Annotated in this window: 1 protein-coding gene; it reads right to left on the bottom strand. The window is 61.6% G+C overall.

Going from position 1 to position 18,115, the window contains the following annotated elements; translation table 11 throughout:
- Positions 1–36: 36 nt before the first annotated feature.
- Positions 37–18,090 carry an Ig-like domain-containing protein gene (locus ACOTW6_RS01075; RefSeq protein ID WP_213788744.1) on the bottom strand — a complete coding sequence of 6,018 codons (18,054 nt, stop codon included), beginning with the start codon at positions 18,088–18,090 and terminating at the stop codon, positions 37–39.
- Positions 18,091–18,115 lie beyond the last annotated feature (25 nt).

The raw sequence follows: 18,115 nt of genomic DNA, 5'->3' as shown, positions 1-18,115 counted from the left end.
CAAAAGGCTGCGAGGATCCCTCCCCGCGGCGGTGTTTTACGCAATTAACAATTGATGATTCGCCAGCAGCGTCGCCAGATCCGTCTGCACCCCGTTCAGCGTCACCAGCGTGGTGGGCGAGAACTGACCGCCGGTGCCGTCCAGGTCAACCTGGATCTCGGTGTTGCTGCCGTTCTGCACCACGCGGATATAGTCGGCGATGTTGCCCGCGCTGCTGTCCAGCGTCGCCACGCCGTTCACGTAGCTCGCCGAACCGGTGCCGGTATAGCCGCTGTCGGAAAGCAGATCGCGCAGATCGATACGGTCCGTATCCGCCGTCCCTTCCCAGGTACCGACGGTAAAGCCGTTCACTACATCGCTGCCGTTGCCGCCCGTCGCGTCAGACGCGTTGATCAGCTTATAGAGCAACGTATCGTGACCGCCGCTGCCGATGTTGAAGGTGTCGTTTCCGCCCCGGCCTTCGAACTGGTTATCACCGCTGTTGCCGGTGATCACGTCGTCGTAGTCGGAGCCGTTGATGCCTTCAATATTCACCAGTGTCGCGGTATCGAATCCGGTACTCTGCGCCGTAGAGCGTCCCAAATCGACGGTGACGCCGGAAGTGGCGTTGCGATAATCCACGACATCCATGCCGCCCGTACTGCTCCACGTGTCGTGTTCAGAGGTCGTCGTCCAGCCGCCAGAACCGTTGTAGGTATACGTCCCTGCTTCAGCGATAAAGGTATCGTTGTAGCCGGTACCTGTCAGCGTGCCCTGGTGACCGCCCGTAGCAGCTTCAGCCGTCAGGGCGTAACTTTCCTTACCGTCGCCTGCCGTCAGCCCGTCCCAGGTTACGTTACTCGAAACACCGTTAACGGCACGAACCAGCACCGCGTGATACGTCTCGCTGGGATCCAGGCCGTAAAAACTGATGAGCGACGAGGAATCGTTAATGCCAATCCCGGACTGGGCATTGATGATTTCACTGGCAACCAGCTGACCGGCCGCGTTGTACAGCTGGACAGTGTTGCCAAAGAAGGCGTTAATCCCTTCGCTGTCGACAATTTTCAGATGCAAGGCCGTACCTGGTGCGACCGTATTGGTATTCCGCTCCAGTAAAACCGTACCGTTTTGACGGAAAATGAGCAGATCCTGTGCGCCATCCCAGTCGTAATCAAGCAGAGCCGCGCCGGATACCTGGGTTGACGTAGCGGTACTGAATTTCGAAGCAGTAAAGCTTGCGGTACCCGCCAGTCCATCATTGGTGTAAAGATAGGACTGCCCGCTATTCGCCAGCTTGATGATGTCCATGTTACCGTCGAGGTTCCAGTCCACCGCCACGCTGACGTTACCCACAAACTTATCCGTGGTCGCCGTTCCAACCGCGGTGCCGGCAAGAAGATTACCGCTACCGTCGTTCAGCATTAGCACGCCACCCAGGCTGGTTCCGCTGGAGGTACGGGACATGCTCATATACAGGTCCATGTAACCATCACCGTTAAAGTCGGCCCAGGTCATACTCACGGCATTGGACGCTGCGGCGGAGCCATAGCCGCTATACATGGTATTGGTGAAGTTTTGCCCCCACGTAAATGAGCCATTGCCCTGGTTAAACATGGTCGACAGGGCATAGTTGTTGCCCCCGTTGGTCGTATGCTGGGCAATATCCACTTTCCCGTCGTTGTTCAAATCCACACCGGACGTTTCAATCAGGCTGTTGTAGTTACCTACCGTTGATCCCGATACAAAACTGGAGTACGTCCCTGACTTCGAACTGCCCGTCAGCGTGCCGTTGTTATTGAGCATGACGGTGCTGGAATCCGGCCCGCCAGCATCGCCGATGACAAAGTCAGTGTAACCATCGCCCTTGATGTCAATGGCGACCACCGCGCCATACCATACCGCAGCCCCCATATTGGTCAGCGTACTGGAGGTGTATGTACCGTCTCCATTGTTAGTCAGCTGCACCATGTACGAGTAGCTTGTCCCTTCCGCCAGCACGTCAGCCAGCCCGTCGCGGTTGATATCCGCGTAAGTACCGGTTGTGTAACTCCCCGTCATTGTGAAATTGCCTGAAACGGTGTAAGCGTTACGGCTACTGGCATTGGCGGATGCGAATTGCTGGTTGGCCATAATCGTCCACAGCCCATCCGAATCCAGCATATAGCTGGCAGAATAGGAGTAGTTCGCGGTGGTAAATGACCAGGTCGGCGTCAATGACTCTTCACTCCCTACAATCAGGCTACCTGTGGTCAACCCAGCGGTATTCCCGTTGCCGGCGCTGCTTTTCACCTGTGCCGTGACATCATAATTCTTCACGCTCAGCGCATCGCCGTCCGGGAGCTGCAAATACCATGTGTTGTTATCCGGATCGACCACGACCGCACCGCCAGACTCTGAGGTGTAGGTTTTATCGTTCACGGTGATAACCACGTACTCGCCGTTGGTCAGTCCCGCCGATACCAGACCACTCAGAATCGGGGTGGTATCTGTCGTCGTCTGAGGGTTAATGGTCACGGTGGTGGTCGGGATGCTCGTATCCACTTTCAGCACGAATTCATCTGAATCGGTGAAGTTACCTGCCAGATCGGTCACACGCAGCATATAGACGTGATTACCGTCATTCAGACCACTGTCCTGGAAAGACCAGCTGGCGGCGCCATTCATCGTCACCTGTCCCAGCAGCACACCGTCACGATACAGCTGCACAATCTCGCCATTGTCCGGCGCACGGTTAAGTGTCCCGTTAATCACTGGAGAGTTGTCATCTGTTGCCACCGAAGCGCCGAAGCTGCCCGTACGTTCACCTTCCCCGTCGGTATAGCTGACCACCGTACCCACCGTGTCAGGCGGCGTGGTATCAACCGTTACCACCTGCGAAGAGGTTGAGCCGACGTTGCCCGCCTGGTCGATGATCCGCACCTGGTAGGTGTAATCCCCGTCAGGCAGATCGCGGGTATCCGTATAGCTCCAGCGCTGATTAGTCACCGTGGCGTCAACCCAGGTGTTTCCGCCGTCGAGGCTGATCTGCACCCGCTCATCGCTCGCCAGCGCGCTGCCCAGCGAGCCGTTGATCGTCAGCGAGGTGTCCATGGTGATGAAATCACTCCCGGACTGCCCGGTATCTTCGCTGATGCTGTCAATGGTGATGCCGTACTGCGGCGCCTGGGTATCCACCGTCACGTCCTGCGTGGTGGTGGCCCCGACGTTGCCCGCCTGATCGACCACCCGCACCTGATAGCGGTAATCGCCGTCGGCCAGGGTGCGCGCGTCGGTAAAACGCCACTGAGTACCGCTTACCGTGGCGTAAACCCAGGTGGTGCCGCCATCCATGCTCACCTGCACATACTCACCCGCCCCGAGTTCGGCCCCGAGCGTCCCGTTGAGCGTGTACGAGGTCGAACTGGTCAGGAAGTCGTTATTGTCGAAGCCGGTATCGACGGTGATGTTATCCACGGTCACCGTAATCGCCGCATCCGGCGCGACCGTATCGACCGTCACCTGCTGATGAGCGCTGGCACCCACGTTGCCCGCCGCATCCACTACGCGAACGTAGTAGTCATAGGTCTGGTTACCCAGCGTGCGCCCGTCCACGTAGTACCAGCTGTTGCCGGTGACGATCACGTTCTGCCAGGTGACGCCGCCGTCGATGCTGATCTGGGCATATTCGCCGTCGACCAGCGTTGCGCCGAGCGAGCCGTGCAGCGTCAGGGAGGTATCATTGGTGATAAAGTCGCTGCTGCTCAGGCCGGTATCGTCGCTGATGCTGTCGATAGCGATCGTTTTGCTGGCGTCCGGCGCGACGGTATCAATGGTCACCACCTGGCTGGTAGTGGCGCTGATATTCCCCGCGTCGTCAATCACCCGCAGCTGATAGTTGTAGTCTCCGTCGGCCAGCGTGCGGCCGTCAACGTAGGTCCAGCTCAGGCCGCTGACGCTGACGTCAGTCCAGGTTGCGCCACCGTCGAGGCTGATCTGAGCGTGGTCACCGCTGCCCAGGGCCGCGCCGAGCGTCCCTTTCAGGCTGATCTGGTTGTCGCTGGTAATAAAGTCGCTGTCGGACAGGCCGGTATCCTGCGAGACGGAATCCACGGTAATGGTCGCCGCCGCAGGCTTCGTCAGATCGATTACCACGTCCTGGCTGTCCGTTGCCCCAACGTTGCCCGCATTGTCGATCACGCGCACCTGGTACTGGTACGTACCGTCGGTCAGGGTGCGGCCATCGGTGTAGCGCCAGGTGGTGCCGGTGACGGTCAGATCAATCCAGGTGGTACCGCCGTCAAGGCTGATCTGCGCCTTCTCGTTATTGCCGAGCTGCGCGGTCAGGGAACCGTTCACCACCACCTGGCTGTCGTTGGTGATGAAGTCATTCGCGCTGAGGCCGGTATCGTTTTGCAGGGAATCAATGCTGATCCCCATCGACGGCGCGGTGAGATCCACGGTGACGGTGTGGTTATCGCTGGCGCTGTTGCCGATGGCGTTGCTCACCTGCGCGTTAATCACGTACGAACCGCCGTCCGCCAGCGCGGTCACGTCTGCGCTGCCGACCGTATAGCTCCAGGTGCCGTCATTTTGAACGGTAGCCGTGTAGGTTTTACCGTTAAGCGTGATGGTCACCGTCTGGCCCGTTGGCGCATCGGTGGTGCCGCTGATAACCAGCGGCGTGCCGTGCTCGGCGGCGTTGACGATATCATCCTGCGCAAAGGTGTTAATGGCGATGGTCGGCACGTCACCGTTCAGCGTCACGTTATGCGTTGTGCTGCCCGGGTTACCTGCCTTATCGCTCACCGTAGCCGTAATGGTGTAATCCCCGTCGCTCAGTCCGAGGAAGTCGCGCCCCGGCACGAAGACGGACCAGGAGCCATTCGCCGCCACGGTCGCCTGATAGCTGTGGCCGTTGAAGGAGACGGTCACCGTCTGGCCCTGCTCCGCGGTGGTGGTCCCGCTGATGGTCTGCCCCGCCAGCTGCTCGGCGTTGTTGACGATATCGTCATCGGCCACGGTGCTGATGGTCACGGCTGGCGCGACGGTATCGACCGTTAAGGTATGCGTCGTCTGGCCGTTATTACCCGCCTTGTCGTTCACCGACGCGGTCACCGTCAGCGCCCCCTGGCTCAGTGCAGCCAGATCGACTGCCGGAACATCCAGCGTCCAGGTGCCGTCGTTTGCCACAAGCGCAGTGTAGGTTTTGCCGCTCAGCGTGACGGTCACCGTCTGGCCTGCTTCCGCGCTGGAAGAGCCGTGTACGGTGAGCGGCTGCTGGGCTTCCGCCGCATTCAGCACGTCGTCGCCCGACAACGTGTTCACGCTAATCACCGGCGCGGTAGTATCCACGCTGATGGTATGCGTTGCCGAGGCGCTGTTCCCGGCGCTGTCCTGCGCCGAAACAGTAACCTGATAGCGCGCGCCGTCGGCCAGGGCGCCCACGTCGGCGGCCGGTACGGTGGTTGTCCAGGAGCCATCGCTCTGGATAGTGGCCGTATAGCTCTTACCATTCAGGGTGATAGTGACCTGCGTGCCGTTAGCAAACTGCGCGCTGGAGCCGTTGATGACCAGCGACGCGCCCGCTTCTGCCGCATTGATCACGTCATCACCGCTGAGGGTATTGACGGTCAGCGCGACCGATGCGGTATTTACCACCACGTCATGGGTCTGGGTACTGCTGTTGCCCGCGCTGTCGGTGATTGTCGCGCTGAGGGTAACGGTGCCGTCGGTCAGGGCAGAGATGTCGCTGGCAGGAACGCCCACGCTCCATTTGCCGCTGGCGTCAACGGTGGTGGTGTACTGGTTCGAACCTATCGTAATGACCAGCTTATCGCCGACGCTGGCGCCGGTTGCGGTGCCGCTGACGATCTGCGCCTGCCCGTGCTCCACGCTGTTGATGACGTCATCACCCGCCACGACGTTAAAGCTGACGCTCGGCGGCGTGGTATCAAGCGTAATCGCTTTCCCCGCGCTGCCCGGGTTACCTGCGGCGTCACTCACGCTCACCTGCACGGTGTAGCCGTTATCCGCCAGCGTGGACAGATCGGCGGCTGGCACGCTCACGCTCCAGATACCGCCCTGCTGAACCTGCGCGGTATAGCTGTTTCCACCGAGGTTAACGGTGACCGTCTGCCCAACTTCAGCCGTGGTGGTGCCGGAAATGGCAACGCCCGCAGCCGCTTCGCTGCCGTTGATCACGTTATCGCCTGCCACCGTATCAATCGTCACGGTTGGCGCCGTGGCATCGACGCTGTACTCCCGGCCCGCAGACGCGCTGTTGCCGTTCACATTGGTCACGCTCACCTGCACGCTGGCGTCGCCGTCTTTCAGACCCGTAAGATCCGAGGAAGGTACGGTGGCCGTCCAGTTGCCGTCGGCATCGACTTTGGCGGTGTAAGACTTGCCGCCAAAGGTGATGGTCACGGTCTGGTTCTCTTCCACATTGGAGGTGCTGCCGGAAAGCACCAGATCCGCGCCTTTCTCCGCCGCGTTAATCACGTCGTCGGTGGCGATGGCATCAATGCTGATCGCCACGGCTGCCAGATCGACGGTGACGTCGTGGCTGACAGAGACCGGGTTGCCCGCCGTGCTCTGACCCGCTACGGTGACGGTCACCGTGCCTGCGGCCAGAGCACCCACGTCTGCCGCCGGGATCGCCGCGGTCCAGGAGCCGTCTGCGAGTACCGACGCGGCATAGGTCTTGCCATTCACGGTGACGGTGAGCGTAGTCCCCGCCGCCAGCCCGTCGCTTGAGCCAGTGACGATAAGATTCTGACCATGCTCAATGCTGTTGATCACGTCGTCGCCCGCCACGGTATCCACGCGCAGCCCCGGCAGGCTGGCGTCGATAGTGATATCGCGCTCGCCCGTTCCCGTATTGCCATGGTTATTAGTGACGGTCGCTGACACCGTTAAATCGCCGTTGCCCAGCGCCGTCAGGACGGAATCCGGCACGTTGACGGACCAGCTGAGATCGCTCTGCACCGTCGCGGTATAGGTGTTGCCGCCGATGTTCACCATCACGGTGTTACCGATGTCCGCGTTCGCCACCTTACCGGTAATGGTCTGGCCTGCGGCCACTTCCGCCGCGTTGATGACGTTATCCCCCGCAACGGTGTTGATGGTGACGGTTGGCAGCGCGGTATCGACAAGCAGGTTCGTCGTAGTGCTGATGCTGTTGCCCACGCCGTTGGTGGCCGTCGCGCTCAGGGTGTAGCTGGCTTCACCGAGGCCTGACAGATCCGCAACCGGAACCGTCAGGCTCCAGGTGCCGTCTGAGCCAGTCGTCGCCGTGTAGCTTTTACCGTTCAGGGTCACGGTGACCATGGTGCCTTCCGCCAGGTTAGCGCTGGTGCCGCTGACGCTCAGATCCTGCCCTTTTTCTACCGCATTCAGCACGTTATCGCCGCTTATGGCGTTGAAGCTGACCGACGGCAGACCGGTATCGATGGTCACATTATGCGTGCCGCTGCCGGTGTTGCCCGCCGCGTCGGTGACTGATGCAGTGATGGTCGCGGTACCGTCGCTGAGGCCGGAAATGACGCTGGCCGGGACGCCCACGCTCCAGTTACCCGCCGCATCCAGCACGGTGGTGTACGACTGGCCGCCGATGGTGACGGTGACCTTATCGCCCGCCGCCGCGCCGGTGGCGGAGCCGCTGACGATCTGCGCCTGATTGTGTTCAGCCACGTTAATCACATCGTCGCCTGCAACGGTGTGGATGGTCACCGCAGGTACGGTGACGTCCACCGTCAGGGTGTGGTCAACCGACGCCGGGTTACCCGCCTTGTCGCTGACTGAGGCGGTGACCGTCACGCTGCCGTCGGTTAATCCTGCCAGATCCGCCGCCGGAACGTTCAGCGTCCAGCTGCCGTTCGCGCTGACGGTTGTGGTGTAATCTTTGCCGTTCAGCGACACGGTCACCGTCTGGCCCGCTTCGGCGGTACTGGTGCCGGAGATTGCCAGGTCAGACTGCGCTTCTGAGGCGTTCAGGATATCGTCTGTGGCAATCGTGTTGATGGTCACGGACGGCGCGGTAGCATCCACGCTGTACTCACGGCCCGCCGAGGCGCTGTTGCCGTTCACGTTGGTGACGCTCACCTGCACGCTGGCGTCGCCATCCTTCAGGCCAGCCAGATCCGCTGACGGCACGGTGTAAGTCCAGTTGCCGCTGTCGTCTACGGTGGTGGTGTAGATCCTGCCGTTCAGACTAATGGTCACGGTCTGCCCGGCTTCCACGTTGGTGGTCGCACCGGACAGCACCAGATCCGCGCCCTTCTCCGCCGCGTTGATCACGTCGTCGGTGGCAAGCGCATTGATGCTGATGGCAACGGTAGCCAGATCCACGGTCACATCGTGGCTGATGGTGATCGGATTACCCGCCGCGCTGTCGCCGGTAACGCTGATTTTCACGGTGCCTTCCGGCCACGCGCTCACGTCGGTGGACGGGATCGCCGCGCGCCAGGTGCCGTCTGCCAGTACCGTTGCCGCGTAATCTTTACCGTTGACGGTAACCGTCAGCGCCGTGCCCGGCGCCAGCCCGTCGCTGGAGCCTGAAACAATCAGGTTCTGCGCGTGCTCGATGGTGTTGACCACGTCGTCACCCGCCACGGTATTCACGCGCAGGCCCGGCAGGTTAGCGTCGATAGCGATCTCGCGTTCGCCGGTGCCGGTGTTGCCGTGGCCGTTGGTGACGGTCGCCGTCACGCTCAGGCTGCCGTTGCCGAGTGCGGTCAGCACGTCAGACGGCACGTTGACGGACCAGGACAGATTGTTCTGCACCGTTGCGGTGTAGCTGTGGCCGCCGATAGTCACGGTCACGGTGTTGCCCGCTTCGGCATTCGCCACGGTGCCGCTCAGGGTCTGGCCTGACGCCACTTCCGCCGCGTTGATGACGTTGTCGCCCGCCACGGTGTTGATGGTGACGGTTGGCAGCGCGGTGTCGACAAGCAGGTTCGCAGAACTGCTCACGCTGTTGCCCACGCCGTTGGTGGCCGTCGCGTTCAGGGTGTAGCTGGCCTGACCGAGACCGGCCAGATCCGCAGCCGGAACCGTCAGGCTCCAGGTGCCGTCTGAGCCAGTCGTTGCCGTGTAGTTTTTACCGTTCAGGGTCACGGTGACCACGGTGCCTTCCGCCAGGTTGGCGCTGGTGCCGCTGACGCTCAGATCCTGGCCTTTTTCAACGGCATTCAGGACGTTGTCATCGCTGATGGCGTTGAAGCTGACCGACGGCAGACCGGTATCGACGGTCACATTATGCGTGCCGCTGCCGGTATTACCCGCCGCGTCGGTGACTGACGCAGTGACGGTCACCGTACCGTCGCTGAGGCCTGAAATCACATTCGCCGGAACGCCCACGCTCCAGTTACCCGCCGCGTCCAGCACGGTGGTATAAGTCTGGCCGCCGATCGTGACGGTGACCTTATCGCCCGCCGCCGCGCCGGTGGCGGAGCCGCTGACGATCTGCGCCTGATTGTGTTCAGCCACGTTAATCACGTCGTCGCCTGCCACGGTGTGGATGGTCACTGCCGGAACGGTGACGTCCACCGTCAGGTTGTGGTCCACCGACGCCGGGTTACCCGCCTTGTCGCTGACGCTCGCGGTCACGGTGACGCTGCCGTCGGTTAATCCTGCAAGGTCACCTGCCGGCACGTTCAGCGTCCAGCTGCCATTCGCGCTGACGGTTGTGGTGTAATCTTTGCCGTTCAGCGATACGGTCAGCGTCTGGCCTGCTTCGGCGGTGCTGGTGCCGGAGATTGCCAGGTCGGACTGCGCTTCTGAGGCGTTCAGGATATCGTCTGTGGCAATCGTGTTGATGGTCACGGACGGCGCGGTAGCATCCACGCTGTACTCGCGTCCCGCAGACGCACTGTTGCCGTTCACGTTGGTGACGCTGACCTGCACGCTGGCATCACCGTCTTTCAGACCGGCCAGATCCGCAGACGGTACCGTGGCGGTCCATTTACCCTCAGCGTCCACCGTGGCGGTGTAGCTCTTGCCGCCGAAGGTGATGGTGACGGTTTGATTTTCCTCCACGTTCGAGGTGGTGCCGGAGAGCACCAGATCCGCGCCCTTCTCTGCGGCGTTGATCACGTCATCGGAAGCGATGGCGTCAATGCTGATGGCGACGTTTGCCAGATCCACCGTCACATCATGGTTGATAGTCACCGGATTGCCCGCGCTGCTCTGGCCTTCAACGGTCACGGTGACCGTGCCTGCGGCAAGGGCACTCACGTCCGCAGAAGGGAGCGCCGCGCTCCAGGTGCCGTCTGCCAGCACGGTGGCCGGATAGGTTTTGCCGTTAACGGTGATGGTCAGCGCTGTGCCCGCCGTCAGGCCGTCGCTTGAACCCGTGATAATCAGATTCTGCCCGTGTTCGATGCTGTTAATCACGTCATCGCCCGCTACGGTGCCCACGCGCAGGCCCGGCAGATTCGCGTCGATAGTGATATCGCGCTCGCCGCTGCCGCTGTTGCCCACGCCGTTAGTGACGCTGGCGGTCACAGTCAGATCGCCATTGCCCAGCGCGGTGAGCACAGATCCCGGTACGCTGACGGACCAGGTGAGATTGTCCTGTACCGTTGCGGTGTAGCTGTGGCCGCCAACAGACACAGTCACGGTGTTGCCCGCTTCGGCATTCACCACTGTGCCGCTAATGGTCTGGCCGGTTGCCAGCTCCGCTGCGTTGATCACGTCGTCGCCCGCCACGGTGTTGATGATGACGCCAGGCAGCACGGATTCCACGTTCACGGTGTGTGAGGTGCTGGAGCTGTTGCCGACGCTGTCCGTCGCGGAGGCCGACACGGTGTAAAGCGCTTCACCCAGTTGCCCCACCTCGCTCGCCGGAACGGTTGTGGTCCATTGGCCATTGGTGTCCACCGTGGCGCTGTACGCTTTGCCGTTGAGCATCACGGTGACCACCGCGCCCGCTGCCAGCCCGGAAGCCGTACCTGTGATGGTCAGATCCTGCGTTTTCTCGCTGCTGTTGATCACATCGTCACCGGACACGGTGTCAATGGTCAGCACCGGCGCGGTGAGATTGACTTCAACCTCGTGCGTTGTGCTGTTGCTGTTTCCGGCCTTATCGGTCAGCGCCGCGGTGATGGTGTGTTCCCCGGCGGTCAGGGCACTCACGTCCGCCGCAGGCACGCCCACGCTCCACCTGCCGGAAGCGTCCAGGGTCGCGGTGTAATCTTTGTTATTGATGGTGACAGTCACCACGTCGCCCGCCGCCGCACCGGTCACGGACCCGGTGACAATCAGCGCCTGCGCATGCTCGGCGCTGTTGATCACGTCGTCGTCGGAAACGGTGTTAATGGTCAGCTGTGGCACCGTGGTATCCACCAGCACATCGCGATCCGCCGAGGCCGGGTTACCCGCCTTATCCGCGACGGCTGCCGTGATGGTGTAATCGCCGTCGGTAATCGCGCCGACATCCGCAGACGGTACGGTGACGCTCCAGCTGCCGTTCGCCTGTACGGTGGTGGTGTAGTCCACGCCGTTCAGCGTCACGGTCACGGTCTGACCCGCTTCGGCGTTGGAGACACCGTTAATCACCAGATCCTGCTGCGCTTCGGCCGCGTTGATGATGTTGTTGTCGCTGACGATCTCGATGGACACCGTCGGCGCGGTGGCGTCCACGCTGTACTCGCGGCCTGCCGAGGCGCTGTTGCCGTTCACGTTGGTGACGCTGACCTGCACGCTGGCGTCGCCGTCTTTCAGTCCGCCCAAATCGGCAGACGGTACGGTCGCCGTCCAGTTGCCGCTGGCATCCACCGTCGCGGTGTACAACTTGCCGCCGAAGGTGATGGTAACGGTCTGGTTTTCTTCCACGTTGGTGGTCGAGCCAGACAGCACCAGGTCCGCGCCTTTCTCAGCCGCGTTGATTACGTCGTCCGAGGCAATCGGATTAATGCTGATGGCGACTGCCGCCAGATCCACTTTCACGTCGTGGCTGATGGAAACCGGGTTACCCGCCGCGCTCTGGCCGTCAACGATCACGGTGATTGTGCCTGCGCTCAGTGCGCCGACGTCCGCCGCCGGAATAGCCGCCGTCCAGGTGCCGTCTGCCAGCACGGTTGCCGCGTAGGTTTTGCCGTTGACGGTGACCGTCAGCGCCGATCCGCTCGCCAGCCCGTCGCTGGAGCCGGTGATAATCAGGTTTTGACCATGCTCGATGCTGTTGATCACATCGTCGCCTGCCACGGTATCCACGCGCAGGCCCGGCAGGCTGGCATCAATCGTGATGTCGCGTTCGCCGGTACCGGTGTTGCCGTGGCCGTTGGTCACGCTGGCGGATACGGTCAGATCGCCGTTACCGATAGCGGTTAAAACGTCAGACGGCACGTTAACCGCCCAGCTCAGGTCATCCTGAACCGTCGCGGTATAGGTGTTGCCTCCGATACCGATCGTGACAGTGTCACCGCTCGCCGCGCCGCTCACTTTCCCGCTCAGGGTTTGTCCGGAAGCCACTTCCGCCGCATTAATCACGTCGTCGGTGGCAACCGCATTAATGGTGACCTGCGGCAGCGCGCTGTCGACCAGCACGCTATGGCTGGTGTTCGCGCTATTACCCGCGGTATCAGTCACGCTGGCCGTCACGCTGTAGCTCGCTTCGCCCAGTGCCGAGACGTTCGCCGCCGGAACGGTGACGCTCCAGTTACCGCTGGCATCGGTGGTGGCGGCGTAACTGATACCGTTCAGGGTTACGGTGATGTGGGTCCCGTCCGGCTGGTTACTGGTGCCGGAGATCAGCAGGTCCTGGCTTTTTTCGGTCGCGTTGATCACGTCGTCAACCGCCAGGGTATTGATGGCAATCACCGGCGCGGTCAGGGAGACGTCAAACGCGTGCGTCGCGCTGGTGCTGTTGCCCGCTTTATCGGTGAGTGTCGCGGAAATCGTCTGGTCGCCGTTAACGAGCGCGCCCACGTCCGCCGCCGGAACGCCCACGCTCCAGTTACCGGCAGCGTCCAGCATTGCGGTGTAGTCTTTGCCGTTCAGGGTCAGGGTAATCACATCCCCCGCCTGCGCGCCCGTCACCTTGCCGGTGACAATCAGCGCCTGGCCGTGCTCGGCAATATTAACAATGTCGTCGCCCGCCACGCTGTTGAAGGTAATCTGCGGCACGGTGGTGTCGACCAGCACGGACGCCCCCGCGCTGGCCGGGTTGCCCGCTTTATCGGACACGGTCGCCGTGACCGCCGCGCTGCCGTCGGTGATGCCTGCCATATCCGCCGCCGGTACGTCCAGCGTCCAGCTGCCGTTTGCCTGCACCTGGGCGGTGTACTGATTGCCGTTGAAGGTCACGGTGACCGTCTGGCCCGCTTCGGCAGTCGACGTCCCGCTCAGGGTCAGATCCTGCGCCGCCTCTGCCGCATTCAGCATGTTGTCGCCGCTGATGGTGTTGATGGTGACCGCAGGCGCGGCGGTATCGACGCTGAATGCCTGCGAGGAAGAGGCCGCGTTGCCGTTCACGTTGGTGACGCTGACCTGTACGCTGGCGTCGCCGTCCTTCAGGCCGCTCAGATCGGCAGCCGGTACGGTGCAGGTCCAGTCGCCGTTGGCATCGACCGTCGTGGTCCAGGTTTTACCTGCAAAGATAATGGTAACGGTCTGGCCCGCTTCAACGTTCGAGGAGGAGCCGGACAGCACCAGATCCTGGCCTTTTTCTGCCGCGTTAAGCACGTTGTCGTCCGTCACGCTGTTGATGCTTATCGCCACCGGGGCGAGATCGACATCCACAACGGTACCGATATTCACCGGGTTGCCGGAGGTATCCTGCGCGCTGGCGCTGATGGTGAGCGACCCGTCCGCCCACCGGGAGACGTCGGCGGCCGGAACCGCAGCCTGCCAGCTGCCATCCGCCAGTACAGAGGCGGAATAACTCTTGCCGTTGATGGTCACGGTGACGGTGCTACCCGCCGCCAGGTCGGTGCTGGTGCCGGAGATAACCAGGTTCTGCGCGTGTTCAATAACGTTAATGACGTCGTCACCGGCGACGGTATCAATGCGCAGGCCGGGCAGCTGGGCGTCAATGGTGATAGCCAGGGAAGACGATCCGGTATTGCCGTGCGCGTTCGTCACGCTGGCCGATACGGTCAGGTCGCCGTTGCCGAGCGCGGTTAACTGACTCTGGGTTAACGGCAGGCTCCAGGTGAGATCGTCCTGTACGGTAGCCGTGTATGTCTGCCCGCCGAGGATAATCGTGACGGTATCGCCCGATGCCGCGTTAGAAACCTTTCCGGTCAGGGTTTGCCCTGCGGCCACTTCCGCCGCGTTGATGATATTGTCGCCCGCGAAGTTGTTGAGGGTCACAACCGGCAGCGAGCTGTCCACCAGCACATCGTGCGTGGCCGCGGCGCTGTTGCCCACATTATCGGTGACGCTCGCCGTCACGGTGTAATTGGCTTCACCCAGCGCGCTCACCGCAGAGGCGGGGACGGTAACGCTCCAGTTGCCGCTGGCGTCGGTGGTGGCGGTGTAGTTGATACCGTTCAGATTGACGGTGATGGTGGTTCCTTCCGGCTGGTTGCTGGTGCCGGAAAGCAGCAGATCTTCGCCCTTCTCTGCCGCATTGATCACGTCATCCGCGGCCAGCGTGTTAATACCGATAACGGGCGTCACAGTATTGACCACCACATCCACTGAACTGCTGCCGGTGTTGCCGGATTGGTCGGTCACGGAAACGTTAATGGTCCAGGTGCCGTCCGTCAGCCCCTGAACGACGGACGCAGGCAGGCCGAGGCTCCAGTTGCCTGCCGCATCCACCACGGTGGTGTAGTCCACGTTATTGATGGTGATGATGACCAAATCACCCGCCGCCGCGCCGGTGACGGAGCCGCTCAGGATCTGCGCCTGAGCATGGGCCAGCTGGTTAACGGTGTTGGTGTCGGTGACGAAATCGTTGATGGTCACCTGCGGCACGGTGGCATCCACCAGCCCAACGCGGTCCGCGCTGCTGCTGTTGCCCGCCACGTCGCTGACGGTGGCCGTCACGGTGACATTGCCATCGCTCAGCGCGCTAACGTCGGCGGCAGGCACGTTCAGCTGCCAGCGACCGTCCGCCTGGACCGTGGTCTGGTAAGATTTACCATTCAGCGTCACGGTGACCGTCTGGCCCACTTCAGCGGTTGTGCTGCCGCTGAGCATCAGATCCTGCTGCGCTTCTGCCGCATTAATGATGTTGTCGTCGGTCAGGTTATCAAGCGTAATGGCTGGCGGCTGCGTATCGACGATCACCACGCGTGAAGCGTCCGCGCTGTTGCCGTTGACGTTAGTCACGCTGACGCTCACCTGCGCCCGCCCGTCGATCAGCGTTTCCATCGCGCTCGCCGGAACGGTCAGGCGCCAGGAGCCGTCCTGCTGCACCTGTGCGGTAAAGGTTTGATCCGCGAATTTCACCACCACGGTCTGCCCGGCCTCCACGCCCTGCGTCTGACCAGAAAGCGTGACATCCGCGCCTTTTTCCGCCGCGTTCAGCATATCGTCAGTGGTTACGGTATCGATGGTGACGGCCACCGCGTTCAGGTCAAGCTCGATCGGGTGTTCAGCCGCCACGGTGTTGCCCCAGGCATCTTCCGCACTGACGCTGACGGTCATGCCTCCCGCCGTCCATGCCTGAAGATCTGCCGCCGGCACGCCAATCTGCCAGTTGCCGCTGGCGTTAACCGTGGTGACGTATTCGACATTATTGATGGTAACGGTGATCTGTGTGCCTTCAGCCAGATGAGTGCTGGAGCCGGTGACGGCCAGATCCTGCTGCTGCTCGATGGCGTTAATCACGTCATCGCCAGAGATCGTGTTCACGCGCAGGCCCGGCAGTTCGGCGTTGATGTTGATATCACGTTCGCCGGTGCCGGTATTGCCGTGCGCATTGGTGACAGAGGCGCTGAAGGTTAAATCGCCGTCGCCAAACACCTGGAGGTCGGCCGATGGGATCGTCACGCTCCATTTCAGGTCGCTGCCAACCGTCGCGGTGTAGCTCTTGCCGCCCACGGTGACAGAGACAGTATCGCCCGCCGCCGCGCCGGTGACGCGTCCGCTGAGGGTTTGGTCAACCGCCGCTTCGGCGTTATTGACCAGGTTATCCCCGGCAAAGGTGTTGACGATCACCTGCGGCAGCGCGGTATCGACCAGCAGATTCGCCTCGGCAGAGCCGCTATTACCCACGCTGTCGGTGCCGCTGACGCTGACGGTGTACAGGGTATTCGCCAGATCCAGCACGTCGGAGACCGGTACCTGAACGGACCAGCGACCGTTCTCAACGGTAGTCTGATAGTTAACGTTGTTCAGCGTCACGGTGACAGCGCTGCCGTTCGGCAGATTACTGGTCCCGCTCAGGCTCAGGGGCTGCATGGCCTCCTGCGCATTCAGGACGTTATCCTGGCTGATGGGGTCAAGGGTAAATTCCGGCGGGTTGCCGCTCAGCGTAATGCCGTGCGTCGCGCTGCCGGTGTTGCCCGCCGCATCGGTCACGGCGACCGTAATGCTGTGGCTACCTTCCCCCAGCACGCCAATGACGGAGGCAGGCACGCCGACGCTCCAGCTGCCGTCCGCCTGGACGACACCGGTAAAGGTCTTGCCGCCAACGGTCACGGAGACAACGTCGCCCTCCGCCGCGCCGTTCGCCTGGCCGGAAATAATCTGCGCCTGCCCCTGCTCGCTGGTGTTCAGAATGTCGTCGCCCGCGACGGTGTTGATGGTGACCACCGGCGCTGCGGTATCGACCGTGAAATCGGCGGTGGTGGTGGACCCGTTACCCGCTTTGTCGCTGACGTTTACCGTCAGGGTGTGCTCGCCGTTAGCCAGCGCCTGTACTTCACTGGCCGGAAGCGTAACGGACCAGGTGCCGTCGCTGCCCACGGTCGCCGTGTGATTTTTGCCGTTCAGCGTGACCGTCACAATCTGGCCCGCTTCCGCATCGGTTTTCCCGGTCAGCGTCAGCGGCTGATTATGTTCAGCCGCGTTGATGATGTTGTCCTGGGCGATCGTGTCGACAGAGATCACTGGCGAGGCGGTATCGACGCCAATCGTCTGACTGCCGGACACGGTGTTGCCCGCCGCGTCTTTACCGCTGACGTTGACCGTCCAGGTGCCATCGCCCAGCGCCTGTGCGTCGGCAGCAGGCACCTTCACGCTCCATGCGCCGTTTGCCCCCACTTCTGCGGTATAGGTTTTACCGTTGAGCGTGACGGTAAGCGTCGTTCCCTGCGCCAGGTTTTTGCTGGTGCCGGACAGCGTAAAGCCCGCGGCCTGCTCGCTGGCGTTGATCACGTTATCGCCCGCTGTGGTGGCGAGCGTCACGCTGGCATCCGCTGTAGAAACGGTTACGGTGATACTGCCCGCTGAGGTCGTTTTACTGCCGTCGATCTGCACGACGGACCAGGTATGCTCCCCGTCGGCCTGGGTCGGGAGTGTTACCGTCCAGGTGCCGTCCTTCGCGACCATGGTGCTGGCGATAGTGCTGCCGCTGCCGTCTTTAACCTGAATGGTCGCGCCCGGCTGCCCGGTACCGCTGAAGGTGGGGGTGTTGTCATCCGTGACCGCTTTTGCACTCAGCACGCCCTGCTTGTCACCCGCGTTGTCCGTCAGCAAAAATGTCGGCGTGGCGCTTTCGACTTCTTTTGTATTATCAATAACTTTGGTTTTGGTTTCGCCATCGCCGCCGTGAGCCAGCAGTGCGCCGATCGCACCGCCCCCTAACGCCGCACCGGCAATCCAGCCCCACGGCGCATCGCTTAAGACGCTTCCCTGCTCCAGGAAAGGTTCAATGCTGCTAATGGGTGCAGCCTGGGCGGTTAATTCGGTGGCGGCAACGCCTGATGCTTCCCCGGCATCGGCAAATGATATATGCGTCAGCTCCTGGTTATCGTTAAATACCAGTTCGGAATGATTATGGGTTTCCGTGTCTTCGACAAAATAATTATTGCAGCGGATCACGCTGCCATCTTTCATATAAATGAGGAGGTCATTCCCCTGGCGGACATAACGCACCACGTCCTGAGCAGAACCCTGAATTTCAATCACGCTCGGTGAGGAAATAGAGACCGAGAGATTCCCTTCACCGGTTAATTTCGTCTTCTCTGCCGTTTTGCGAATGATGACATCAACAACTTTTGCGGTACTCATATTCTTCTCCTTGCAGGTGCGCGTA

It is taken from the genome of Enterobacter cloacae complex sp. IR5403, from assembly GCF_049238705.1.
In the GTDB taxonomy this organism is placed as follows: Bacteria; Pseudomonadota; Gammaproteobacteria; order Enterobacterales; family Enterobacteriaceae; genus Enterobacter; species Enterobacter hormaechei_C.
Note: the sequence above shows the minus strand (reverse complement) of the source record. Positions and strands in the feature narration are given on the sequence as shown.

Bases quoted from the DNA above. Each gene is read 5' to 3' on its own strand.
- ACOTW6_RS01075 (WP_213788744.1), bottom strand. From the start codon at position 18,090: ATGAGTACCGCAAAAGTTGTTGATGTCATCATTCGCAAAACGGCAGAG.